This window comes from Rhizobium skierniewicense (assembly GCF_014196515.1).
GTDB lineage: Bacteria > Pseudomonadota > Alphaproteobacteria > Rhizobiales > Rhizobiaceae > Agrobacterium > Agrobacterium skierniewicense.
Genome location: NZ_JACIDV010000009.1, coordinates 157,531 through 179,346, shown reverse-complemented (window position 1 = coordinate 179,346; position 21,816 = coordinate 157,531). Strand labels below are relative to the sequence as shown.

At 58.8% G+C, this 21,816-nt stretch carries 26 protein-coding genes; 19 read left to right on the top strand and 7 right to left on the bottom strand.

The annotated features are described in order from the left end of the window. The first annotated feature begins 148 nt into the window (after positions 1-148). The 3 genes from GGQ73_RS15920 (at position 149) to GGQ73_RS15910 (ending at position 2,412) form a co-directional block, all read left to right on the top strand. Positions 149-550, top strand: coding sequence for a DUF930 domain-containing protein (locus GGQ73_RS15920; RefSeq protein WP_174152395.1), 402 nt, complete (start codon positions 149-151; stop codon positions 548-550). A 150-nt stretch (positions 551-700) separates the two neighbouring features. Beyond that, complete coding sequence (locus GGQ73_RS15915) at positions 701-1,627, top strand: dihydrodipicolinate synthase family protein (protein ID WP_412762984.1); 927 nt, start codon at positions 701-703, stop codon at positions 1,625-1,627. 56 nt (positions 1,628-1,683) lie between these two features. Further along, entirely contained in the window at positions 1,684-2,412 is a 729-nt protein-coding gene (locus GGQ73_RS15910; RefSeq protein ID WP_183897140.1) for a polysaccharide deacetylase family protein, read from the top strand. Here the strand turns inward: GGQ73_RS15910 and GGQ73_RS15905 are convergent, their stop codons facing one another. The 3 genes from GGQ73_RS15905 to GGQ73_RS15895 form a co-directional block, all read right to left on the bottom strand. After that, positions 2,413-3,507: an AI-2E family transporter gene (locus tag GGQ73_RS15905; RefSeq protein WP_412762987.1), complete on the bottom strand. Its 1,095-nt coding sequence runs from the start codon at positions 3,505-3,507 to the stop codon at positions 2,413-2,415. A 152-nt stretch (positions 3,508-3,659) separates the two neighbouring features. Next, the gene (locus GGQ73_RS15900; protein WP_183897139.1) at positions 3,660-4,520 is read right to left on the bottom strand and encodes a VOC family protein; all 861 of its coding nucleotides are present in this window, start codon (positions 4,518-4,520) and stop codon (positions 3,660-3,662) included. 149 nt (positions 4,521-4,669) lie between these two features. Next, positions 4,670-5,929, bottom strand: coding sequence for a glycosyltransferase (locus GGQ73_RS15895; protein WP_183897138.1), 1,260 nt, complete (start codon positions 5,927-5,929; stop codon positions 4,670-4,672). 3 nt (positions 5,930-5,932) lie between these two features. Between GGQ73_RS15895 and GGQ73_RS15890 the strand changes: the two genes are divergently transcribed. The 3 genes from GGQ73_RS15890 (at position 5,933) to GGQ73_RS15880 (ending at position 7,413) form a co-directional block, all read left to right on the top strand. Beyond that, positions 5,933-6,103, top strand: a complete 171-nt coding sequence (locus GGQ73_RS15890) for a hypothetical protein (protein WP_174152401.1) — start codon at positions 5,933-5,935, stop codon at positions 6,101-6,103. 67 nt (positions 6,104-6,170) lie between these two features. Further along, positions 6,171-6,839 (top strand): PAQR family membrane homeostasis protein TrhA, encoded by a 669-nt coding sequence (gene trhA, locus GGQ73_RS15885; RefSeq protein ID WP_174152402.1) that lies wholly within the window; start codon positions 6,171-6,173, stop codon positions 6,837-6,839. A gap of 70 nt (positions 6,840-6,909) precedes the next feature. Beyond that, the gene (locus GGQ73_RS15880) at positions 6,910-7,413 is read left to right on the top strand and encodes a GNAT family N-acetyltransferase (protein WP_183897137.1); all 504 of its coding nucleotides are present in this window, start codon (positions 6,910-6,912) and stop codon (positions 7,411-7,413) included. On the opposite strand, the gene ftrA is transcribed toward GGQ73_RS15880, so the two are convergent. Further along, positions 7,394-8,395 carry a transcriptional regulator FtrA gene (gene ftrA / locus GGQ73_RS15875; protein WP_183897136.1) on the bottom strand — a complete coding sequence of 334 codons (1,002 nt, stop codon included), beginning with the start codon at positions 8,393-8,395 and terminating at the stop codon, positions 7,394-7,396. The two genes, GGQ73_RS15880 and ftrA, sit on opposite strands and share 20 nt — an antisense overlap. An 88-nt stretch (positions 8,396-8,483) precedes the next feature. Between ftrA and GGQ73_RS15870 the strand changes: the two genes are divergently transcribed. Continuing rightward, positions 8,484-8,897, top strand: a complete 414-nt coding sequence (locus tag GGQ73_RS15870) for a rhodanese-like domain-containing protein (RefSeq protein WP_183897135.1) — start codon at positions 8,484-8,486, stop codon at positions 8,895-8,897. A gap of 95 nt (positions 8,898-8,992) precedes the next feature. On the opposite strand, the gene msrB is transcribed toward GGQ73_RS15870, so the two are convergent. After that, on the bottom strand, positions 8,993-9,403 hold the full coding sequence (msrB, locus tag GGQ73_RS15865) for a peptide-methionine (R)-S-oxide reductase MsrB (RefSeq protein WP_174152404.1): 411 nt from the start codon (positions 9,401-9,403) through the stop codon (positions 8,993-8,995). 189 nt (positions 9,404-9,592) lie between these two features. On the opposite strand from msrB, the gene GGQ73_RS15860 reads away from it, so the two are divergent. The 10 genes from GGQ73_RS15860 to GGQ73_RS15815 all read left to right on the top strand — a co-directional run bounded on the left by GGQ73_RS15860 (position 9,593) and on the right by GGQ73_RS15815 (position 17,799). Further along, positions 9,593-11,944, top strand: coding sequence for a putative monovalent cation/H+ antiporter subunit A (locus GGQ73_RS15860; RefSeq protein WP_183897134.1), 2,352 nt, complete (start codon positions 9,593-9,595; stop codon positions 11,942-11,944). Further along, positions 11,941-12,360, top strand: a complete 420-nt coding sequence (locus GGQ73_RS15855; RefSeq protein ID WP_174152406.1) for a Na(+)/H(+) antiporter subunit B — start codon at positions 11,941-11,943, stop codon at positions 12,358-12,360. The genes GGQ73_RS15860 and GGQ73_RS15855 overlap by 4 nt, the downstream gene beginning before the upstream one ends. Next, a complete protein-coding gene (locus GGQ73_RS15850; RefSeq protein WP_174152407.1) occupies positions 12,360-12,737 on the top strand; it encodes a Na+/H+ antiporter subunit C in 378 nt (125 codons plus the stop codon). The genes GGQ73_RS15855 and GGQ73_RS15850 overlap by 1 nt, the downstream gene beginning before the upstream one ends. An 18-nt stretch (positions 12,738-12,755) precedes the next feature. Beyond that, on the top strand, positions 12,756-14,318 hold the full coding sequence (locus GGQ73_RS15845) for a Na+/H+ antiporter subunit D (protein WP_183897133.1): 1,563 nt from the start codon (positions 12,756-12,758) through the stop codon (positions 14,316-14,318). After that, a complete protein-coding gene (locus GGQ73_RS15840; RefSeq protein ID WP_174152409.1) occupies positions 14,315-14,794 on the top strand; it encodes a Na+/H+ antiporter subunit E in 480 nt (159 codons plus the stop codon). The genes GGQ73_RS15845 and GGQ73_RS15840 overlap by 4 nt, the downstream gene beginning before the upstream one ends. Beyond that, positions 14,791-15,180 carry a cation:proton antiporter gene (locus GGQ73_RS15835; RefSeq protein WP_183897132.1) on the top strand — a complete coding sequence of 130 codons (390 nt, stop codon included), beginning with the start codon at positions 14,791-14,793 and terminating at the stop codon, positions 15,178-15,180. Before GGQ73_RS15840 ends, GGQ73_RS15835 begins: the two co-directional genes overlap by 4 nt. After that, positions 15,177-15,518 carry a monovalent cation/H(+) antiporter subunit G gene (gene mnhG, locus GGQ73_RS15830; protein WP_183897131.1) on the top strand — a complete coding sequence of 114 codons (342 nt, stop codon included), beginning with the start codon at positions 15,177-15,179 and terminating at the stop codon, positions 15,516-15,518. Before GGQ73_RS15835 ends, mnhG begins: the two co-directional genes overlap by 4 nt. 409 nt (positions 15,519-15,927) lie before the next feature. Continuing rightward, the gene (locus tag GGQ73_RS15825; protein ID WP_174152412.1) at positions 15,928-16,356 is read left to right on the top strand and encodes a Ros/MucR family transcriptional regulator; all 429 of its coding nucleotides are present in this window, start codon (positions 15,928-15,930) and stop codon (positions 16,354-16,356) included. A 212-nt stretch (positions 16,357-16,568) separates the two neighbouring features. After that, positions 16,569-16,985, top strand: a complete 417-nt coding sequence (locus GGQ73_RS15820; protein ID WP_234910991.1) for a helix-turn-helix domain-containing protein — start codon at positions 16,569-16,571, stop codon at positions 16,983-16,985. Continuing rightward, entirely contained in the window at positions 16,978-17,799 is an 822-nt protein-coding gene (locus tag GGQ73_RS15815; protein WP_412762983.1) for a DUF6456 domain-containing protein, read from the top strand. The genes GGQ73_RS15820 and GGQ73_RS15815 overlap by 8 nt, the downstream gene beginning before the upstream one ends. Positions 17,800-17,801: 2 nt before the next feature. Here GGQ73_RS15815 and GGQ73_RS15810 read toward each other — a convergent pair whose 3' ends face one another. Beyond that, positions 17,802-18,218, bottom strand: a complete 417-nt coding sequence (locus GGQ73_RS15810) for a SufE family protein (protein ID WP_174152414.1) — start codon at positions 18,216-18,218, stop codon at positions 17,802-17,804. Between the two features lie 202 nt (positions 18,219-18,420). Continuing rightward, entirely contained in the window at positions 18,421-18,858 is a 438-nt protein-coding gene (locus GGQ73_RS15805; RefSeq protein WP_183897129.1) for a DUF5330 domain-containing protein, read from the bottom strand. A 438-nt stretch (positions 18,859-19,296) separates the two neighbouring features. Between GGQ73_RS15805 and GGQ73_RS15800 the strand changes: the two genes are divergently transcribed. Both GGQ73_RS15800 and GGQ73_RS15795 read left to right on the top strand, forming a co-directional pair. After that, positions 19,297-20,880, top strand: a complete 1,584-nt coding sequence (locus GGQ73_RS15800; RefSeq protein ID WP_183897179.1) for a sensor histidine kinase — start codon at positions 19,297-19,299, stop codon at positions 20,878-20,880. Beyond that, on the top strand, positions 20,852-21,805 hold the full coding sequence (locus tag GGQ73_RS15795; RefSeq protein WP_183897128.1) for a peptidoglycan-binding domain-containing protein: 954 nt from the start codon (positions 20,852-20,854) through the stop codon (positions 21,803-21,805). The genes GGQ73_RS15800 and GGQ73_RS15795 overlap by 29 nt, the downstream gene beginning before the upstream one ends. Positions 21,806-21,816 lie beyond the last annotated feature (11 nt).

Below are 21,816 nucleotides of genomic sequence, written 5' to 3'. Positions count from 1 at the left end.
GAGAAGATCCGCTCGGCACAATTTGGTCAGCTTTCGATCACATTTTCCCACTAGATCGCAAATCTGACACATCCGTACCGATGGGTGTCACAGGTGGATTTGCCCTGCGAATCACAAAAAGAAGAAACGAAGAGCCCGACAGGATCCCATGTACAAGCTTACGTCCGTTGCCCTTCTCGCAACCCTGATCTCTCTGCCCATGGCGTTGCCTGCCTTGGCTATCGACGCCAACGTTCTCCGACAGCTGAACGTCCTTGCCCCGGAAGAACGCCTTGAGCAACGTTGCGACATCGAAGCCATGGAGCGCATCGCCAAGGAACAGAAGGGCATGAAGCCCGACAAGGTCATCGCTTACGCTTTCGGTGACCCGGACGTGACCTCCGATAGCATCAAGGCGTCGGGTGCGGTTTTCAGAAGTGCTGGCGAGTGGTACCGGCTGCGCTACAAATGCCAGATCACACCATCCACGCTCGGCATCAAGGACTTCGACTACAAGGTCGGAGACAAAGTGCCTGAGGCACAGTGGGCGAAGCATTACCTGTATGATTGAGGTAGCGCCGCTCGGACATTTCGGTGGCCACAAGTGCCGCCCCAGCCCAAGGCAGAGTTGCCATTCGGCAACGATATCTAACTGATTTCATATTGACATTGCCGCCCGTCGATTTGCCGCTTAATCCTTTTTTGAGAGGGTTTTGGGGATATGTCTATGAATGTGGGTTTTCACGGGCTTTCGGCGTTTCCGCTGACACCGGCGGATGAAGACGGCGTTGTCGATGTCGAGGCATTGGCGCGGCTGATCGAGCGGCTGGATGCGGCAGATGTCGATAGCGTCGGGCTTTTGGGCAGCACCGGAAGCTATGCCTATCTGTCGCGATCCGAGCGCCTTCGGGCCGTTCAAGCCGCTGCGGAATGCGTCAAAGGCAAGAGGCCGCTGATCGTCGGTGTCGGCGCTCTTCGCACCAGCGAATCCGTTGCGCTGGCGAGGGATGCGGAGAAAGCCGGTGCGGATGCCTTGCTTCTGGCACCTGTCTCCTACGCCCCGTTGACGCAGGAAGAGGCTTACCACCACTTCGCAGCTGTTGCCGGTTCGACGAGCCTGCCGCTGTGCATCTACAACAACCCGTCCACGACCCAGTTTGTCTTCGGCGACGAACTCCTGGTGCGTTTGGCCTATATTCCGCATATCCGCGCCGCCAAGATGCCGCTGCCCTCCGACATGGCTTTTAGGGATGAGCTGGAACGTCTGCGCCCACGGCTGGGTGAGGGGTTCGCCATCGGCTATAGTGGGGACTGGGGTGCGTCGCAGGCGGTGCTGCAAGGCGCGGATTGCTGGTACAGCGTCATTGGTGGTCTGCTGCCGGTGCCGAGCCTTCGCCTGCTGCGGGCAGCCAAAGCCGCAGATGAGGCCGAGGTGCAGCGGATCGAGGCATATTTCCAGCCGATGTGGGCTCTCTTCAAGGAGTTCGGCAGCTACCGTGTGGTCTATGCGGCGGCAAACCTCCTGTCGCTGACCCATCACCAGCCGCCCTTGCCGGTCATGCCGCTCAGCGTCAGCGATTGTGCGCGCGTCGAAGACGCATTGGCGACGCTGTCGGAACTCGATGGTCTGCCCGCCGCCACGCCATAATTCCGGCACTTTGCAGGCAGAATGGCCTTGGGCTCCTGATCGAAGAAGGCTCCGACATGCTGAAGACACTTGCTTTTGCCGCAGCGATGGCCGCCTGCGCATCGCCCGTTTTCGCGGGAAACGGCCTGCTGGAGCCGAAACTGAAAATGCAGCCCGGTAAGGCGGCGCATGCCACACGCGTTGCGATCACGCTCGATGCCTGCATGGGCAAGACGGATTTTCGGATTCTCGATACGCTCGTCAACGAGAAAATTCCCGCCACCATCTTCGTCACGGCGCGCTGGTTGAAGCACAACCCTGAAGCACTTGCGGTGATGATGTCGCATCCCGACCTGTTCGAACTGGAGAACCACGGCGAAAACCACATTCCGGCGGTTGACACGCCTGTCTCGATCTACGGCATCGCAGCCGCAGGATCGACAGCGGCAGTCGAGCAGGAAGTGGAAGGCGGCAGTCTCGCGGTTGCCTCAGCCACCGGCCACCAGCCTCACTGGTTTCGCGGCGCGACGGCCAAATACACCAACTCCTCGATGGCGACCATCAATCAGCTCGGCGAGCGCGTCGCAGGCTTTTCCATCAACGGTGACGGCGGCTCACTGCTGGGTGCCAGCACCACAGCCAAGCACATCGCCTCCGCAAAAGACGGCGACGTCGTCATCTCCCACATCAATCAGCCCACGCACGAAGCGGGCGAGGGCGTGGTCAAAGGCCTGCTGGCTCTCAAAGCCCGCGGCGTCATCTTCACCCGGCTGGACGATCCGGCGTTTAACGCCCCGTCGAATTGATCAGGACGGCAAATTCGGCACGACGCGGCGGGACGGAAACAGCTCGCGGGCGACTGTCATGCCGATGAGGGACAGGGGCAAGGCGAGCATGGCACCGGCAGCGCCCCACATCCACGTCCAGAAGATAATGGCGACAAAGACGAGGAAAGGGTTGATTTCCATATTGTTGCCGATCACGGCGGGGAAAGCGAGGTTCTCCATCAAGAGGTGAATGGTGAAGAAGATGATGGCGGGCATCAGCGCCAAAACCAGACTGTCATGGGTGAGGATACCTGCAATCGTCAGCGCCAGCGTCATGGCGGTGATGCCCAGAAACGGCACGAAGCTGGAAAGAAACGCGAACAATCCCCACAAAAACGGCATGGCGAGACCGCCGACATAGGCGATGACGACCATGGTTGTGCCCAGCCCTGCATACATCATCGATGCTGTCGCGAAATAGGAACTCAAGACAGTCTCGATGGAGGCGATGGTGCGGATGGTGCGCAGACGTTGGTGACGCTGGGGAAACGCCATGATCATGGCTTTGCGCAGGCGAATGCGGCTGTAGAGAAACAGCAACAGGGCTGCAAAGAAGATCAGACCTTGCACGATCGCTGGCGTGATGTTGGTGCCGATCACGGCGATGATGTCGCCGCTACGCGAAATGAGCGATTCCATCGAGATGGAGTTGAGACTGAAGGTGGCGGCGGAAAAATTAAGCCACCGCACGCCTTGCAGATACGGCACGATGCGGTCGATGGCCTTTTCGGCAATGCCGGGGCCTTCACGCGCAAGCGTCGCCAGCGGGTCGACCAGCGAATTGATGACCAGAAATACCACCAGCGCAACGGCGGACGATAGAATGACCGCAACCGCGAAGCCGGGGATGCCGTAAGCGCTCAACTTGCTGGCAGCGACGCCCAGAATCATCCCGACGACGATCGCCATGACGATGGGAATGAGGATGATCGACAGCGAGTGGATGACACCCATGAGAACGATGAGAAAGAGGCCGACGGTTGACCACGCGACCGCCACATCCAGCGCTTCCCGACCCAGTGGCTGCTGGCTACGTTCTTCTTCGTGGGCTGTTGCCAGCGCGGTCTGCGTCATCGGGTCCCGATGATCGTTACGCTCGCTCATTCTCGCGGCCTTCTTGCGATTGTTTGTCGCCTGATCATTCATTTCCCATGCCCCTGCCAAACCCAATAACGCTTTGCTTATATTGCAGTTCCCGCAGGGGCAAGATTTAGAGTTGTACCAGGTCAGGCAGACAGCTTAAGGCCGATACCCCAGGGGTCTGTGAGAGCAATGCCATCGCTCTGGCGTTCGGTCGCAATCTCCATTCGGTCGAGTGCGGCAATCGCACGATCGAGCGATGCTTTCTCGTTGAATGTCAGCGAATAGCCAGAGAGACCCGTCATGGTGTCGGTCCGGGCCTGTGCGCCACGGCTGTTCCAGATATTGGCCGCGACATGATGATGGTAGGCACCGGAGCCGAAGAAGCTTGCACCGGGATAGCGGGCCATGATCTTCAGTCCCAGCACATCCTGATAAAACGCGTCCGCTTGCGGAATATCGCCCACCTGCAGGTGGATATGGCCGATAGCAGTGCCCTCTGCCGCTTTGGCAAATGTTGCTTTCGGGGCGCTGTCGTAAAGCGCTTGAAGGTCCAGCCGCTCTGTCGCCATGGCAATGGTGCCATCGGGTTTGTAGTCCCATTCGTCCGGTGTGCGGTCACGGTAGACCTCGATGCCGTTGCCTTCGGGATCGGCCAGATAGATCGCCTCGCTGACCAAATGGTCGGACGCGCCCTGAAGCTGGACATTGCTGTGCGCGACATGCGTCAGCCACAGCGCCAGATCGCTGCGGCTTGGCATCAGAAACGCGGTGTGGAACAAGCCAGCCGCGTTGCCGGGTGCCTGTGTGGCGCTTTTAGCGGTCGTCAATGTCAGCAATGGCTGACCGTTCACGCCCAGCACATGTCCGCTCGCGCTCCGCTCGATGACCGAGAGACCGATAATCTTCTGATAGAAATCGGATACCTTGTCCAGATCGAGGACCCCGAGATGGGCTTGGCCGACATAGGCGGGGCGTGTCAGGGCGAATTGTTTTTCACGCGTCATATTTCATGCACTCCGATCCGGTACGCCGCGCAGCGGCTATTGCCGTGACTGTGCGCGATATCTATCGTTCAGAAAAGATGCGTATTCGGCGAATAAGTGTGCAATATTTGTTGACGGTGGAACCAGTCCACCGTCTTCTTGGACGCGCATCAGATCAGTCTTGCCTGTTCCAAGGCGCTGATGGCGTTGGCTATCCCGTTTTCCGCACGCAGCTTTTTTCCCAGCGCCCGTGCCGTCCTGTGCCGTTCGGGGCTGTCGGCTTCCAGAATGGCGTCCCTCAAGGCCTCTGCGGTCAAGGCTTCGCGCGGCGGCGTCTGGCCGGCAACGCCGAGCTTGCGGAGGCGCGACGCCCAGAAGGGTTGATCGCCGAAGACGGGAATGACGACGGAGGGAATGCCAGCGCGGCAAGCGGCATTGGTCGTGCCTGCGCCGCCGTGGTGAACCGCAAGCGCCATGCGCGGGAAAAGCCAGTCGTGCGGTGCGCGATCGATGGTCATGACGTCGTCCCGCGCCTCGGCCTGATCGTACAGACCACCCCATCCGCTGGCCAGCAGAAGGCGCTTTCCCGCGGTTTTGACGGCCTCGCGCACCAGCGCGGTGAAGGCTTCCGCATCATGGTTGAACATGCTGCCGAAGCCGACATAGACGGGCGGCGGGCCTGCGTTCAGAAACGCGGAGAGTTCTTCTGACGGTGTGAAGGATTGCGCCTCTTCCAGAGACCAGGAGCCGGTTACCTTTACCGTTTGCGGCCAGTTGCGGCCGGGCTCCACCATCGTCGAGCTGAAGCCGAAAAGGCTCAACTGCTTCGTCTGCGGCCCATGATATGGGCCGCGTCGGCCGTAAGGTTGAAGACCGAGTTTCGGCCTTACCACCTCGTTATAGGCAGGCCTGTACACGCTCCATACCGTTTTGCGCATGAAGCGCCCAAGCAGATGATTGATCGCAGGGGGTAAATCATAAGCCCAGTTCGGCATGGGCATCAAAGGCGGGTTGTGCGAGGGAAGGGTCGGAACCAGCTGCGTTTCGACGACCGGCAGCTGAAGTTTCTGCCCGAGCGCCTCTGCCAGCAGATAGACGATCCCGTTGCCGATCAGCAGATCGGCCCCGTCTGCGGCTGCAAGACCCTGCTCGGGCCAGACGGCTGCGATATCTCGAAGCTTGTTCTTGAAGGCCTTGACCATGGCGAATGTGCCGAGACCTTTCCGTTGCAGACCCTCGTTCTTGCGCATCCATTCCAGAAAATCCCCCGAAAGCGGCGCAAATTCCAACCCGTGAGCCGTGACCAGGCCGGCGCAGGAGGGATCGGAGGCGATCCGGACATCATGGCCAGCCCGTTTGAGCCCGGCACCGAGCGCCACGAGTGGGCGCACGTCACCCTCTGTTCCAACAGTGAAAAGAACGATCCGCATGAAATGACCTTTTTGAAAAATCTTTTAAGGGGTCATAAGAAAACAGGACTGGAGGAAGCACAATCCCAGAAAATCACCCTTTCAGTCATCTCGAAGGCGGTGGTGAATCTGAACGCAAAAGAGGCAGATCTCACCATTTTCGGTGCCGCGGAATGCAAAGTGATCGGCTTTTGAGCCACCGGTCTTGTTCCCGTCGCATATTGTCTGCATTGTTTCCGAAAGGACTTTGCGGGAATGAATTATGAGTGAGACTTGGCGCTTCGGCCGCCGTTATGACCTTCATGAGATCGTGGCGGACGGCATCGTTCACGGTGTCGGTATAGTCTTTGCGCTGATTGGTGCGACGGCGCTGATTTTCTACGTGACGTTATGGGATAGCCTCAGTGCTATCGCTGCCGTCTGGATCTATGCGCTCGGTCTCGTCCTCTGCCTGTCCATTTCATTCACATACAACATCTGGCCGCATTCCAACGTGAAATGGTATTTGCGCAGGCTGGATCATTCCGGCATTTTCATTCTCATCGCCGCCACCTACACGCCCATCCTTCAGCGCGGCATCGAAGATCCGCTGATCGCATTGACGCTCGCCGGTATCTGGGCAGCCGCTATTTCCGGTATCCTGCTGAAATGCTTTTTCCCCGGCAGGTTCGATCGGCTGACGATCCTGCTCTACCTTAGTATGGGCTGGAGTGGCGTGATGGTTGCCGATCGCCTGTCCTACCACCTCCCGCCGCTCAGCCTCTGGCTGATCGTCATCGGTGGCATCATCTATTCCATGGGCGTGATTTTCCACGTGTGGGAGCGCCTGCGGTTCCAGAACGCCATCTGGCACGGCTTCGTCGTGGTCGCCGCAGCGGTCCACTACACCGCTGTCATGACCAGTTTCAGTCTGGCCCCCGTCGCAACGTAAAATCGCTTCACCGTTTCAACTCTTGCTTTATGGTGTCCGCAAACAGTGATTTGCAGCGGATCTATTCAGCATGACCACAGACCTACGCGACGCCACCCTCGATGACCTCCCCGCCATTATGGAAATCTACAATGACGCGGTCCTGAACACGACCGCGATCTGGAACGACATTCTGGTCGATCTCAATAATCGTAAGGAATGGTTCAAGGCCCGCAAGGACCGTGGCTTTCCTGTAATCGCCGCCATCAAGGACGGCGCGGTCGCGGGTTACGCGTCCTATGGCGACTGGCGCGCTTTCGATGGCTACCGCCACACCCGCGAGCATTCGGTCTATGTCCACAAGAGCGCGCGGGGCTCCGGCCTTGGCAAACTGTTGATGCAGGGCTTGATCGATCACGCCAAGGCCAATGACGTCCACGTCCTCATCGGTGCCATCGAATCCGAAAATACCGCCTCCATCCGCCTCCACGAAGCGCTCGGCTTTCGCGTTGCAGGCAAATTTTCCGAGGTCGGCACAAAGTTCGGCCGCTGGCTGGACCTGACCTGCATGGAACTCAAGCTTCCTGCGGCGTAAGATTTTTTGCACCGAACCGTGCGCGGTATGCTGCGGGCGTGGTGGAAAACTGCTGACGGAAGTGGTGCCGCAGATTGGCGGCACTGCCCAAACCGCTTGTCCCGGCGACCGCTTCGATGCCGAGCCGCGATGATTCAAGGAGGTCCTTGGCCCTGGACAGGCGCTGAAGCAGCAGCCATTTGGCGGGTGTCGTGCCAGTGGCGGCCTCGAAGCGGCGCAAAAACGTGCGGCTGCTCATGCCGACCAACGTTGCCAATTGTGCGACCGTGTAGTCTTGGCAAAGGTCGGCCTGCATCGCGTCCAGAAGCGGACCGAGGCGTGCCTTTTCGTGGGGCACCGGAACGGCCTTGTCGATGAACTGAGCCTGCCCGCCATCACGATGCGGCACCACAACCAAACGCCGTGCCACCAGATTGGCAGCCTTTGTGCCGAAATCCCTGCGCACCAGATGCAGACAAAGATCGATGCCCGCAGCACTTCCCGCTGCCGTCAGCACTGTGCCTCCATCCACATAAAGCACATCCGGCAATACCTCGATGTCTTTGAATGTCGCCTTGAGGCTGTCCGTGTAGCGCCAATGCGTGGTGGCCTCCCTGCCAGCCAGCAATCCTGCCGCTGCCAGCACGAAGACGCCGGAGCAGAGAGACACAACCCTTGCGCCATTTTGATGCGCCTTGCGCAAGGCCACGCACAGCGCGTCTGGCACGGGTTCATGGATGCCGCGCCAGCCCGGCACGATGATGGTCCCCGCCTGCTCGATGATATCCAGCCCGCCGTCGGTGACGAAGCGTATCCCCCCCGCCGCGCGCATTTCGCCTTCATCCACGGCGGCGACGGCGAAATGATACCAGTCGTTGCCCATTTCCGGCCGTGCCAGCCCAAAGATCTCAACAGCCACGCCAAATTCGAACGTGCATAGCCCATCATAGGCAAGGACGACGACAAGACGATTGGGTGATGTTTGTGTGTCGGCTTTTGGCATGATGTTTACGGTATATGGTCATCATGCCACCTGCCAGTCTTTTCGCGTCATGGGTATGGTTCTTCAAAGAAAGCCAAGGAGAAGCCCGATGAGCTCTGTAACCGATATTCGCGCAGCAACACCACAGGTCGCTATCGACCATTTTTCGAGAAGGCTATCGCTGGAGACGGATTGTGCCGATGTCTCTGCGTGCCTGAAAAGCGGAGAGCCGGATTTCGTTTTGCTGCACGTTATCGGCGCTGCCGATATCTTCGCAGCCAGGCATATTCCCGGTGCCATTCACCTGCGCCACGCAGATATGACGCGGGAACGCATGGCGCAGTGGCCGGACGAGACCTTGTTCGTGGTCTATTGCGCCGGTCCTCACTGCAACGGAGCCGACCGCGCAGCGCTCAATCTTGCCCGTCTGGGCCGACCTGTCAAAATCATGATCGGCGGCATCACCGGTTGGGAAGATGAGGGGTTTGCGTTCGCGTCGACGGTTGCCACAGACGCGGGCTGAGCGTTGCAGATGTAAAGTGCCAGAAAACGCCCGATAACAATAAAGGCCACGCTGCCCGAGAGGTAACGTGGCCTTTCTCATGATAGAAATCCCGCTCAATCCTGCGGTTCGAAGACCATCGAGTGGCCGTTGATGCAGTAGCGCAGGCCGGTTGGGGGTGGACCATCCGGGAAGACGTGGCCCAGATGTCCGCCGCAATTGGCGCAGCGAATCTCCGTGCGCACCATGCCGAAGGCCGTGTCGCGCAGCTCGATGACGGCATCCGGTTTGACCGGCTCGAAATAGCTTGGCCAGCCGCAGCCCGCATCGAATTTCGTGTCGGACACAAACAGCGGCTCGTCGCAGCCGGCGCAGCGGTAGAGGCCTTTTTCGGTGCTGTTCCAGTAGGGACCTGTGAAGGGACGCTCCGTGCCGTGTTCGCGCAGGATCCGGTACTGGTCCGCCGTCAGCTCTTCGCGCCACTGTGCGTCAGACTTGGTGATTTTGGATGATGTGAGATCGCTCATGGGGAGATCCTTTCGTTTGTCCCAAGATAGTGTGTCGCGGCGACGGTTAAAAGAGGAGACGGCTTTAACCGGGGATAAAGACGTTGTGACCTCATCGGCGACCGAAAACAGTTGAGGCGCGTGGCACCATGCCCTAATTGAGGGATAACAAAACGGGGCCGTAGACATCGGCAGGGCTGGGGAGACGAAATGATTGGACATATCCCGCTGCTGACATTCGCCGTGCTTTTCCTGCCTTTCATCGTGGCATTGTGCGCGCCCTTTGTCGTTCGCAGGCTCGGTCATCATGCCGTCTGGCTCCTGGCGCTCGCGCCCGCAGCCGCCTTCGTCCACTTCCTTGGTTTCATTCCGGAAGTCGCAGCGGGCGAGATCGTGACCGGCGGTTACGTCTGGGTGCCGAGCTTCAATCTCAGCTTTTCCTGGTTCATCGACGGTCTGTCGCTCACCTTTGCGCTGCTCATCACCGGCATCGGCACGCTCGTCGTGCTCTATGCGGGCGGTTACATGAAAGGTGATCCGCAGCAGGGGCGTTTCTTGGCCTTTCTTCTGCTGTTCATGGGCGCGATGCTGGGCGTCGTTGTGTCGGACAGCTTGATGATGCTGTTCGTCTATTGGGAACTCACCTCGATCACATCCTTCCTGCTCATCGGCTTTGATCACCGCCGCGAAGCATCCCGGCGCGCAGCCTTGCAGGCGCTGGTGGTCACCGGCGGTGGCGGGCTCGCCCTTCTGGCAGGCATCATCTTCATCTGGAACATCAGCGGCACAACGCAGCTTTCCCTGCTGGTGCACGGCAATGACGTGTTGCGCCAGAGCCCGTTCTATTTCGCCACGCTGCTGCTTGTGCTGGGTGGTGCCTTTACCAAATCGGCACAGTTCCCGTTTCACTTCTGGCTGCCCAACGCCATGGAAGCGCCAACGCCGGTTTCGGCCTATCTGCACTCCGCCACCATGGTCAAGGCGGGCGTCTATCTGTTGATGCGGCTGAACCCTGTCATGGGCGACACGGCAGCCTGGGAAATCCTCTTGCCCTTCTTCGGTGGGCTGACGATGCTGACGGGCGCATGTCTCGCCATCCGCCAGACGGATCTGAAGCTGATGCTGGCCTATACCACCGTGTCGTCGCTCGGCCTTCTGGTCATGCTGACGGGTTTCGGGACAGAGCACGCCATCGAGGCGGCGGTGCTGTATCTGGTGGCGCATTCGCTGTTCAAGGGCGCGCTGTTCATGGTCGCAGGCATTATCGATCATGAAGCGGGAACGCGAGACGTGACGAAGCTTGGCGGTTTGCGCAAAGCCATGCCCATCACCTTTATCGCCGCACTGGCAGCGGCCATTTCCATGGCGGGCCTGCCGCCGTTCATCGGCTTTCTGGCCAAGGAGGAAATCTACTACGCGCTGGCGCAAGCCAATCCCCGCGCCATTCTTTTCACTGGCATCGCCATCATCGGAAACGCGCTGATGCTGGCCGTCGCTTTCGCGGTGGCGCTGAAACCCTTTGTCGGCAAGCCGAAGACCACGCCGAAACATGCCCATGAAGGCCCGATCCTGCTCTGGCTTGGTCCCGTCACCCTGGCGCTCGGCGGGCTTTTGGCAGCCTTGTTTTCGGGTGCTTTTCACGCTGTTGTCTCGACGCCCATGGCGACGGCCATCGCAGGCGAGCCGCGCCCGGTGGACATGTCGCTGTTGCCACATGTCGGTGTTCCGCTGGCACTCTCTTTGTTCACCGTGGCGCTTGGCGTCATGATCTATACGAAATTGACGCTGGCACGCGGGCTGATGGTCCGTGCATTCGATGCGGCCGGTCCGGGGCCGGACAAAGCGTTTGATCGCGTCATATCCGGGCTGGTCAAGCTGTCCTTCTTCGTCACGCGCATGGTTCAGCCGGGCAGGCTGGAATTTTACGTCACCGCCACCTTCGCCATGATCGCGCTCGTTTTGCTGGTGCCGATCTTTGCCTATGGCGAGGTGCCGTCCATGCCCTCCTGGCCGTCAGAAATCCAGTTTCACGAACTCACCTTCATCGTCATCGCCATCATCGGCCTGATCGCGGTGCTGACGGCGGCCAGCCGTCTGACGGCCATCGTCGCGCTCGGCATTCAGGGCTTTGCTGTCGCTGTGCTGTTTTTGCTGTTCGGTGCGCCGGATCTGTCGTTCACCCAGTTCATGGTGGAAACGCTGTCGGTCGTGATTTTCACGCTGGTCATGACCCGGCTGCGCCTGTGGCCATCCGATCACCGTGGCAAAGGTCAGAAGTTGCTGGATGGCAGCATCGCGCTGGCCTGCGGCACGGGCTTTGCGCTCATGTTGCTGAAGGCAACGCAACAGCCGTTCAATGCCAGCCTCAGCGAATTCTTCGGTGCCTATTCCAAGGTCATCGCCCACGGAAACAACGTGGTCAACGTCATCATCGTGGATTTCCGAGGCACAGACACGCTGGGCGAAATCGCGGTTGTCATGATCACCGGTCTTGCCATTCTGGCGCTGATCCGGGTCCGTTCAAAACCTTCAACCGGCGCGGATAAGGCGGGCAGGGCATGAACACACTGATCTTCCGTACCGTCGCGCCGGTCATCACCAGCCTCATGCTGCTGTTTTCCATTTTCGTCCTGCTGCGCGGCCATAACGAACCCGGTGGCGGCTTCATTGGCGGGTTGATTGCCGTGTCGGCGCTTGCGGTCTATGGCATCGCCTTCGGGGTGGGAACTGTGCGGCGCGCCATCGTCTTTGACCCGCTGTCGATTGCCGGTTTCGGGCTGTTGCTCGCCACGCTGTCCGGCATGGTCTCGGTCTTTGTCGGCGTTCCCTTCATGACCGGGCTGTGGATCTATCCCAGCCTTGCGGGCGTGGAAGTGCCGCTCGCCACCGTCATCTCCTTCGATATCGGCGTGTATCTCGTCGTGGTCGGAGGCTTTACCGCAATAGCACTGGCCCTGGAAGAAAGGGAGCGTGACTGATGGAAGCGGTCTTTTCCGGTCTCGTCGGCATTTTCTTTTCCGCCGCGATCTACCTCATGTTGTCGCGCCACAGTGTGCGCCTGCTGCTGGGCATCGCCCTCCTCGGCAATGCGGTCAATCTGCTGCTGTTTACCGCAGGCAGGCTGACACGGGAGGTGCCGCCCATCATCGGGGCGGGAGAGGATGTGCTGGCGGCTACGACGGCAAACCCGTTGCCGCAAGCGCTCATCCTTACGGCCATCGTCATCTCCTTCTGCTTTTTCTGCTTTCTGGCCGTGCTGGTCTGGCGGGCGTTCCAGGCGTTGAAGACCGACGACACCAATGAAATGCGTGCCGCAGAACCGGCGCGTGAACCGCTTCCGCCGCTCGGCTATTGAGAAACGGACAAGACACACATGGCCGCTTCCGGTTCTACGCCCATCGATCTGTCTACAGCCCTCGTCATGCAGGCAACGCCGCTGGCCGACTGGCTGATCATCCTGCCCGTCGCACTGTGCATCACGACAGGTGCTATCCTGATGATGGTGCGCCGCTCCACCCGCCTTCACGCCGCAATCGCCATTTCAGGCCTGTTCCTGCTGGTGGCGATCAATGCTGCGCTGCTGTGGAAGGTGGTGGTGGATGGTCCTTTCACCATGGTCATGGGCCGCTGGCTCCCGCCTTTCGGCATTGCGTTTACGGCCGATGTGACGGGCGCGTCCCTCGCTTTGGCGGGTGCCCTCGCAGCCCTTGCCTGCGCCATCCATGCCAACGCGGATATGGACGAGGCTGGACGTCGTTACGGCTTTTACCCGTTTCTCATGCTGCTCATGGCAGGTGTGAGTGGCGCATTCCTGACCGGCGATATCTTCAATCTGTATGTCTGGTTCGAAGTGCTTCTCGTCTCCTCCTTCGGCCTCATCGTTCTGGGCTCGACGAAGGAACAGATCGATGGTGCGCTGAAATACGCGGTGCTCAATCTCATCGGTACAACGCTGTTTCTGATCGCCGTCGGCTATCTCTATGCCATCTTCGGCACGCTCAACATGGCGGATATCGCTGCGCGTGTGACGACGGCGGGCAGCGAAGCGCCCTTGATGACGCTGGCTGCTCTGTTCACCCTGGCTTTCGCCATGAAGGCTGCGGCTTTTCCGGTCAATTTCTGGCTGCCAGCATCCTATCATACGCCCAAGATCGTCGTGTCGGCCCTGTTCGGGGGGCTGCTGACCAAGGTCGGCATCTACGCACTGTTGCGCGTCATGATCATGCTGTTTCCGGTGCAGCGGGATGAGTTGAGCCTGGTGATCGCCGTCGTCGCGGCTCTGACCATGATCCTCGGTGCCATGGGCGCGCTGGCGCAGAATGATCTGAGACGCATGATGGGCTATATCGTCATTTCCGGTATCGGCACCATGCTTGCAGGCGTGGCCATCGGCTCACCGTCTGCGGTGGGAGGCGTCGTCTTTTATGCGCTGAATTCCGTTGTCGTCATGACCGCACTCTATCTGACCATCGGCCATGCGGCCCGCATCGGCGGTGCGTGGACGATGTCGGATCTCAGCGGCCTCTACACCAAGGCGCCCGTGTTTTCGGGTATGGCACTGGCGCTGTTTTTCGCAGGCTCCGGCCTGCCGCCCTTTTCCGGCTTCTGGCCCAAGGCCATGCTGACCAAATCCGCCATTGATATCGGTGCGTGGTGGCTGGCAGCATCCATTCTCGTGTCAGGCTTTCTGTGCACCATCGCATTTGCCCGCGTCTTTCTTCTGTGCTTCTGGCGTCCGTCACCACCCGGCATGAAGGCGGTCGCGACCGTTGCCAATCCGCCCAGCCTCGCGCCCGTCGTGGCGCTGACCCTGCTCGTCATCGGCGTTGGTCTGTTTCCCGAACAGGTGATGAAGCTCAGCCAGCAGGCGGCAGACGGTCTCGCAGATCCGGCCGCCTACATCCGCTCCGTCTTTCCACAGGGAGCCGTAAGATGAGACATGTCGTTCTGGGTCTGCTGTTCACGCTCGTCTGGCTGGCCATTTCCGGCAGCTATACGGTCCCCAATCTTCTGTTCGGCATGGGGATCGCAGCGCTGTCCATCGGCATCGTTCGCCACCAGCTTGGTCCAAGCGAAACCTATTGGGCGCGCATCCCCGCGATCCTGTCGCTGGCCCTCCTGTTCTTCAAGGAACTGGCCCTGTCGGCCTGGACGGTCGCGAAAACGGTCACCAGACCGAAGCTGGTGCTGGAGCCCGGAATATTTGCCTATCCATTGGCGGTGAAGAGCGATTTCGAGATCACGCTTCTGGCCAATCTCATCACGCTCACCCCCGGCACGCTGTCGGTCGATGTCTCGGACGACCGCGCCATCCTCTATATCCATGCCCTGGATTGCAGCGATGTCGAGGCCACAAAGCGGTCGATTGCCGATGGCTTCGAGCGCAAGATCATGGAGGCGTTTCGCAAGTGACCCCTGACGCGCTGCTATCCTTTTCCACCATTGGTGCTTCCATCATTCTGTCCGTGGCTTTCCTTCTGGCGGTCTACCGGGTGGTGGTGGGGCCGACCCTGCCGGACAGAATCATCGCGCTGGACACGCTGGTCGGTATCGCCATCGGCTTTATCGCCGTCATCGCCATTCGTACTGGCTTCGATCTCTATGTCGATATCGCCATCGCCCTGTGCCTTGTCGGCTTTCTTGCAACGGTTGCATTTGCGCGTTTCGTTCTGTCGCGCCGACCGGAAGAGGGCAAAAGGGCCAGGCAGATCCTGGATGGGACGGATGTATTGCCCGCATCCTCGTCAGGTGCGGGCAGAAAACCCAAGCGGAAAAACGTGAAAGGAGCAAAAAAATGAGCTGGTTCCTCGCCATTCTCGTCAGTCTGCTTTTGCTGTGCGGCGCAACGTTTTCACTTATCGCGGCCATTGGTATCAACCGTTTTCCCGACCTTTATACTCGCATGCATGCCGCTTCCAAGGCCGGGACTGTCGGCTCGGGACTTCTTCTTCTTTGCGTCGGCATCAATTCACTCGAGGTTGCTGTTTTTGCGCGCTGCCTCGTCGGGTTTCTCTTTGTTGTTCTGACTGCCCCAGTATCCGCACATTTGCTTGCCAAAGCTGCGCATCAGGTTGGTTATCGACTGTCCTCTACAACCGTAATAGATCAGCGTAAAGCAGACCTTAAGTTGAGTTGATCTGTTTGCTAGACTATTGCTGTATTGGATTTTTGAGCATATTTTAACTTTGTCATCTATGATTTCTAGTAGATGAAACAAGTGCAATTTCTTCTGAAATAGTCCAAAATAATAATTGGACTTTTTTTGGTTTGGTGTTATCCACGGTAGGTAAAGTAGATGATGTTGATTTGCGTCCTGCGATATCGATAGTCCGGTTAGACATTTTATTGATGGCTAAACTATCTCCATTGGAAAATATCCGGATATCTATTTCGATTTCTGCAGTTATGGAAAGAAATCTTGCGCCGTGTGGAAAGCCCGGCCGGATGCTTCATTCGATCGCAAATCGACCTTGGGGTTAACTTCACTTCAAGGGCAAAAGGCCGATGAGCCTATGCTTTTGAAGATACGAATAGGAGAGATATAGATGACGGAAACTACATATGGCGGCGCTCAGGATCTGCTTGTCGAACTGACGGCAGATATCGTAGCTGCCTATGTTAGCCACCACGTCGTTCCGGTCACGGAGCTTCCAGGCCTCATTTCAGATGTCCACACAGCCCTCAGCGGCACCTCGACCCCGGTCGTGGCAGCGGTCAACGTCGAAAAGCAGAAGCCTGCGGTGTCTGTGCGCAAATCGGTTCAGGATGATCAGATCATCTGCCTGGAATGCGGTGGTTCGTTCAAGTCGCTCAAGCGTCATTTGACGACGCATCATAGCATCACTCCGGAAGAATACCGCGAAAAGTGGGATTTGCCGATGGATTACCCGATGGTTGCTCCAGCCTATGCAGAAGCGCGTTCGCGCCTCGCCAAGGAAATGGGCCTCGGCCAGCGTCGTAAATCCGCACGTTGATATCTGCAATTCAAAAAATAGGAAAAGCCGGTCCGAGTGACCGGCTTTTTTGTGCGTGACGCCCAGCAGGCATGAGAAAATAGTCCTTTTTTCATTTGAACTGAAATAGTTCCGATTGATTTCAAACGCTTATGGCGTGGGGCCTATTTCAGAGATTGTAAGCTCGTTTTTCGTGGTGTATGAATTAATTCCTATTTATGAGGAATTTCACCATGTCGCTCATCGCATTGCCCCATCGGCCCGGGACCATAGGTCCCTATCCCTCGACCATCATGGCACATCTGCCATTGCCAAACGTCACCGCGGCGCAACGTCAGGCCTGCCAACATGTCCGCCAGATCACCTGCGATATGTTTGCCGAGATCGTCGAGCGTGACACGGTTCGGCGGGACCGCAGGCATGCCATGTCGCATATCCGGCAAATATCGATCTATGTCTGCCATGTCGTTCTTTCGCTGCCGCTTCCGGAAGTCGCTGTGTGCTTCGGGCGCGACCGCTCCACGGTCAGTCTCACATGCCAGCATGTGGAAGATCGCCGCGACGATCCCGGCTTCGACGCATTCGTGACGGCTGTCGAGGAGAGGTGCAAATCCCTCGTCGCGCTGCTGGAGACCGATGCACATGACTGAGAAAGGGAGCAAAGCCCACAGCAAACCGGATCAGGCCATTATCCGGCTGCTCAAATTCATCGGCCGCAACACCGCTCGCGTCAAAGACGTCAACGGCATCTTCGATATTGCCATTGACACCGCGCCTCAGCCTTTGCTGATGGCAGGTCCTCCGCTCGACAAGGCCGTGTCGATGGGGCTGGTGCGTTGGCAGGGCGGAAACCTGGTCTGCGAAAGCGCCGCCAGTGCCTATCTCAAGCGCGCCATGGTCAAGGAACGGGATGAGATTTTTCAAGAGCAGCACCGCCAGTCGGACGTCGTCTCCATAGAGGTCGATGGCGCCCGGCAGAGCGTGCGACGCAACGAATTGTCCACACCGCTGATGGCGCTGGCGCGTTTGAAGGATCGTGATGGACAGGGCTTCTTTACCGCAGAGGCGCTCGACGCAGGCGAGAGGCTGGCCCAAGATTTCCATCGCGGCCATTTGAGCCCGCGCATCACCGCATCATGGGAGCCGCGTCTGGCAAAGCGCACCAAAGGACAAACCAACGGCGCACAAGACTTGAGTGACACCGCCATGGCCGCGCGCCTGCGCGTCTCAAACGCCGCAGACGCCATGGGCCCCGAACTCTCCGGCGTCGCTATCGATGTCTGCTGTTTCGAAAAGGGCCTGGAATTGGTCGAGCGCGAACGCCAATGGCCGGTCCGTTCAGCCAAACTCATGCTGCGAACAGCCTTGCTCGCCCTGTCCCGCCACTATGCCCCACCCCAGCCCTCCGTTCGCAGACGGGATAGCCACCACTGGGGTGCCGATGGGTACCGACCTGTTGTGTGAGATCAAGCCGCCAGCACCTGCGCCTCGGCGCGGATGCGGTTGATCATCGAGCGCAGGCCGTTGGCGCGCTGGGAGGAGAGGTGTTCAACAAGGCCGATCTTGCCGAAGACGTCGATGGCATCGAGTTTGGCGATATCCGAGGCTTTTTTTCCGGAATAGACCGCCATGACGATGGCGACCAGGCCGCGCACGATGTGGGCGTCGGAATCGCCTTCGAAGGTCAACACCGGATCGGCCGCACCATCGCTGTGGCTGACGAGCCAGACCTGGCTGGCACAGCCTTGCACCTTGTTGTCGACCGTCTTCTTCTCGTCTGCCAGATCGGGCAGTTCCTTGCCAAGTTCGATCACATATCGGTAGCGATCCTCCCAATCGTCGAGGAACTCAAAGTCGTCCATGATCTTGTCGAGAGAAGCCATTGATCCATCATCCCTTATGTCTAAGCCAGCATATAGGCCAAACCTCTCTTGAATTGAACCGCTGTCGGCACGAAAAAAAGCCCTGCGACGAAGCAACTCGTGCAGGGCTTGGCAAGTCGGGCAGTCAGGCGGCCCAAAGATGGGCCGCAAGCGGGTTTGCGATAAGGATATATCGCCAATGGTACCATGCAGTCTTTGCGGCTCACTGTGCCGGGCGGCGCTGGGGCAGGGGCACGTAGGGCTGCGATTTGATGGTGCCGGTTTTGATGTCGTCGCTTTGCTGTGCCACGTCAATTGTCTCGGCAGGCATGGTCACGGCGGGTTTCACAGATGCGGCCTCGGCAATCTTGGTGACAGGCTCGTTGTCGGCAAGCTGGGCATCAATCAACTGATAGGCGACCTTCGCGCCTTCGCGGGCTCTTTCGCCCAGAGCGTGGAATGTCTCGGCGCCCTTGACGCAGACATCGGGTTTTTCGACGCAGATGGCGCTCACATAGTGGTAGGCCTCGCTGGCAGCCGATACGGCGCCTGCGACATTCATCTGCGAGGTCTGCGATGTGCCGTCTTGCGAACCGCCAAAATAGGACAGCGCCACCAGAACCAGCGAAAAGAAGATCGACGACTTGATCAGAAACCACATAGCGAAACTACCCTGTTATAACGCCGCCCTTTTCGGGTCATCCGTATCTGCCCTGTTCCGTTTGCTTCGTTTCGGGCTTGCAAACACCCTATCCCCAACAGACCAACAGCCATTTGCGAAAAACGTCGGGATTTAATTCAAATTGTAGCTATTTGTTCCGTCGCTGAACGATCTTGCGCATTTCGTTCAAGTTTTAACTGCTGATGTTAAGCATAATTGCGGCGGGCGCCAACAAATGCAGGGGATCAAGCGCCGATTGCCTGCCACAAAGATTAACACAATGGGAAAAATATAACGAAATCCTTCGCTTACCTGCCATTAACCATGAAACGCAAAGTCTTGGGCAAATGCGCCGAAATGGGATTCCGCACGGCTTTAACCGGGGGAGGAGGGTTCCCTTTTAGCCTTTCCTTAAGCCGCGGGCCTCTATTGTCAGCCATGGTTAAGGGCTCTTTCGCCCATTTGGAATTCGGTGTTCAGGTATTGCGTAACATAACGGAAAAAGCGATTGCGTCGATCGATCATGCCACTGGCATGTGGCTTTCGCGCATGGAAGAAGATGCCAGCGTACGGGTCGCCACGGTGCATGCGTTGCGCAGACTGGTTGCCTCGGGCGTCGCGGCTGTCTTCGTCGTCCCTGTCGTTTTCTGCTTTGCCTTCCCCGTTTCCGTCGCGCTGCCACTGGGCGTCGCGACAGTCGTCGCCGTGTTCCTTGCCGCCGCCGCATGCGTGCTTGCGCTTCGCAGGCCGCAGATGAAAGACATCGTCGCCGCACCCGTAAACAAGAACATGGTGTCGACCACACATATGCCCGGCCTGATGTTGTTCTTCGATGAGCACGGCATCGTCAAAGGTGTCTCGGGTCGCGATCTCAGGCAATTTCCGGTCCATTTCCAGAACTGCACAGGCCACCTCTTCGCCGAGCTGGTGCATGTGTCGGACCGCATCGGGCTGATGCAGGCGTTCGATACGTTGCGCCAGGGTCACGAGAACGCGGTTGCCGATCTGCGCTTTGAAAACGCCATTGGCGTTCGCCAGAGCCAGTTTCTCTACGCACGCATCGACATGACCGCAGAGCGGGATGGCAGCGGCAGGCTGATCGGCGTTGTCGGCCAGATGCGTGACATCACCGAAAAGGAAATTCTGCGCAAGGAGGTGGTTCGCAAAGCCACCGAGGCAGAACAGGCCAACGACGCCAAGTCGCGGTTTCTGGCGGCTGTCAGCCACGAATTGCGCACGCCGCTCAACGCCGTCCTTGGTTTTTCTGATATTCTGGCAGGCGAATATTTCGGCAAGCTGGAAAATGACCGTCAGCGCGAATACGTGTCGCTCATCCGCCAGTCCGGCGCGCACCTTCTGTCGGTCGTCAACACCATGCTGGATATGAGCAAGCTGGAAGCGGGCCGCTACGAGCTGATCATGGAGCCGTTCAGCATGACCGATGCCATCGCCACCTGTGAAGGCATGCTGGGTCTTCAGGCCAAGCAGAAGGGCCTGACGCTGACCAGCCGCGTTCAAAGAGATATCGGCGAAGTGGTGGCAGATCAGCGCGCCATCCAGCAGGTTCTGATCAATCTGGCGAGCAATGCCATCAAGTTTACCGAATCGGGTGGTGTGGTCTCCATAGATGCATCGCTGGAGGGCGGCACACTGAAGCTGACCGTCAGCGATACCGGCATCGGCATCGCGGCTGACAAGATTGCGTTTCTGGGCCAGCCCTTCATGCAGGTGCAGAATGAATTTACCCGCCGCTATGAGGGCACGGGTCTGGGTCTGGCTCTGGTCAAGGGGCTGGTGGAACTGCACGGCGGAAGCTTTGCGATTTCCAGCCGTGCCGGTGAAGGCACCGTTGTCACCATCCTTCTGCCTGCCGATGGCTCGGGCTATGTTGAAGGCTCGGATTTCGATGATGCCAGTGTTCCGGTGGAGTTTCCGCCACGTCTCAAGCCACAGGTTGCTGGCGCGAGCAAGATGATGAAGGAGGACGTTGCGGATGGCCGCGCCAAAGCGAAAATCGCCTAGGAAAACACCGGCTCGCAAAGAGCCCGGTTTCGTTTCTGTGGCAGCACTCGCCATGGGGCAACACATCCTGCGGCATCCCAAACTGGTGGGCGGCAGCGCCTCGTTTTTTGTGGTCTTCGGCTTCGTTGCCGCGAACGCTCTGTGGTATCAGCCTGGCCATCATCCATCGCCTTTCCTGCGCACGCGCGACGAGGAAAACCCCAACGGCATTCCCGGCTATCGCGTCGCCTCGGACCTCGGTGAAAACGGCAATGTCACGACATTCCGCATAGAACGACCAGGCGATGCGCCGCAGGCGCCATCCGCCCCGGCGGCCGCCCAACCTGCCGATGTGGCGTCGGTCATCACGCAGTCGGAGCCGCAAGCCACCGCGCACCAGCCATCGGAACTCGTGGCCGAAATCCAGAGGGAACTGGCCCGCCGGGGCCTGTATGAAGGCCCGGCAGACGGGATGCCCGGTCCACGCACGACAGCGGCCATTCTCTTCTTCGAGGAAACCGTCGGCATGGAGCAGACGGGCGAACCCACAAGCCGCGTTCTCTCGGCCATGAAGATCGACAGCGCAACCACCGTTGCCGCCATTCCCAAGGCCCTGCCGAAGGATCGCCCGGCCGAGCCGAATTCCGGTGGCGTTGCTATCGATCCGGTCGCCGCCGCCATTCGCAACGCCGACGCCCAACAGCCAAAGCCGCAGTCCGTATCGCTGACATCAGGCAATGCGCCCAAGCCTGCGCAAAAGGATCTGGTGGCGAAAATCCAGCAGGGTCTGGTCAACATCGCCTATGCCGATGTGAAGGTGGATGGTGTTCCGGGCGAGCAGACACGCACCGCTATCAGGAACTTCGAAAAGCACTACCGTCTGCCCGAAACCGGGGAGCCCAGCGAAGCGGTGCTGAAAAAGCTGAAATCCATCGGCGCTCTGTGATATCGAGTGAG

Coding starts and splice junctions, on each gene's coding strand:
- GGQ73_RS15905 (WP_412762987.1), bottom strand. CDS start 3,507: ATGACGCAGACCGCGCTGGCAACAGCCCACGAAGAAGAACGTAGCCAG.
- GGQ73_RS15920 (WP_174152395.1), top strand. CDS start 149: ATGTACAAGCTTACGTCCGTTGCCCTTCTCGCAACCCTGATCTCTCTG.
- GGQ73_RS15860 (WP_183897134.1), top strand. CDS start 9,593: ATGATTGGACATATCCCGCTGCTGACATTCGCCGTGCTTTTCCTGCCT.
- GGQ73_RS15900 (WP_183897139.1), bottom strand. CDS start 4,520: ATGACGCGTGAAAAACAATTCGCCCTGACACGCCCCGCCTATGTCGGC.
- GGQ73_RS15825 (WP_174152412.1), top strand. CDS start 15,928: ATGACGGAAACTACATATGGCGGCGCTCAGGATCTGCTTGTCGAACTG.
- mnhG (WP_183897131.1), top strand. CDS start 15,177: ATGAGCTGGTTCCTCGCCATTCTCGTCAGTCTGCTTTTGCTGTGCGGC.
- GGQ73_RS15845 (WP_183897133.1), top strand. CDS start 12,756: ATGGCCGCTTCCGGTTCTACGCCCATCGATCTGTCTACAGCCCTCGTC.
- GGQ73_RS15850 (WP_174152407.1), top strand. CDS start 12,360: ATGGAAGCGGTCTTTTCCGGTCTCGTCGGCATTTTCTTTTCCGCCGCG.
- GGQ73_RS15810 (WP_174152414.1), bottom strand. CDS start 18,218: ATGGCTTCTCTCGACAAGATCATGGACGACTTTGAGTTCCTCGACGAT.
- GGQ73_RS15890 (WP_174152401.1), top strand. CDS start 5,933: ATGACCTTTTTGAAAAATCTTTTAAGGGGTCATAAGAAAACAGGACTG.
- GGQ73_RS15910 (WP_183897140.1), top strand. CDS start 1,684: ATGCTGAAGACACTTGCTTTTGCCGCAGCGATGGCCGCCTGCGCATCG.
- ftrA (WP_183897136.1), bottom strand. CDS start 8,395: ATGCCAAAAGCCGACACACAAACATCACCCAATCGTCTTGTCGTCGTC.
- msrB (WP_174152404.1), bottom strand. CDS start 9,403: ATGAGCGATCTCACATCATCCAAAATCACCAAGTCTGACGCACAGTGG.
- GGQ73_RS15855 (WP_174152406.1), top strand. CDS start 11,941: ATGAACACACTGATCTTCCGTACCGTCGCGCCGGTCATCACCAGCCTC.
- GGQ73_RS15815 (WP_412762983.1), top strand. CDS start 16,978: ATGACTGAGAAAGGGAGCAAAGCCCACAGCAAACCGGATCAGGCCATT.
- trhA (WP_174152402.1), top strand. CDS start 6,171: ATGAGTGAGACTTGGCGCTTCGGCCGCCGTTATGACCTTCATGAGATC.
- GGQ73_RS15840 (WP_174152409.1), top strand. CDS start 14,315: ATGAGACATGTCGTTCTGGGTCTGCTGTTCACGCTCGTCTGGCTGGCC.
- GGQ73_RS15805 (WP_183897129.1), bottom strand. CDS start 18,858: ATGTGGTTTCTGATCAAGTCGTCGATCTTCTTTTCGCTGGTTCTGGTG.
- GGQ73_RS15880 (WP_183897137.1), top strand. CDS start 6,910: ATGACCACAGACCTACGCGACGCCACCCTCGATGACCTCCCCGCCATT.
- GGQ73_RS15915 (WP_412762984.1), top strand. CDS start 701: ATGTCTATGAATGTGGGTTTTCACGGGCTTTCGGCGTTTCCGCTGACA.
- GGQ73_RS15800 (WP_183897179.1), top strand. CDS start 19,297: ATGGTTAAGGGCTCTTTCGCCCATTTGGAATTCGGTGTTCAGGTATTG.
- GGQ73_RS15870 (WP_183897135.1), top strand. CDS start 8,484: ATGAGCTCTGTAACCGATATTCGCGCAGCAACACCACAGGTCGCTATC.
- GGQ73_RS15795 (WP_183897128.1), top strand. CDS start 20,852: ATGGCCGCGCCAAAGCGAAAATCGCCTAGGAAAACACCGGCTCGCAAA.
- GGQ73_RS15820 (WP_234910991.1), top strand. CDS start 16,569: ATGTCGCTCATCGCATTGCCCCATCGGCCCGGGACCATAGGTCCCTAT.
- GGQ73_RS15895 (WP_183897138.1), bottom strand. CDS start 5,929: ATGCGGATCGTTCTTTTCACTGTTGGAACAGAGGGTGACGTGCGCCCA.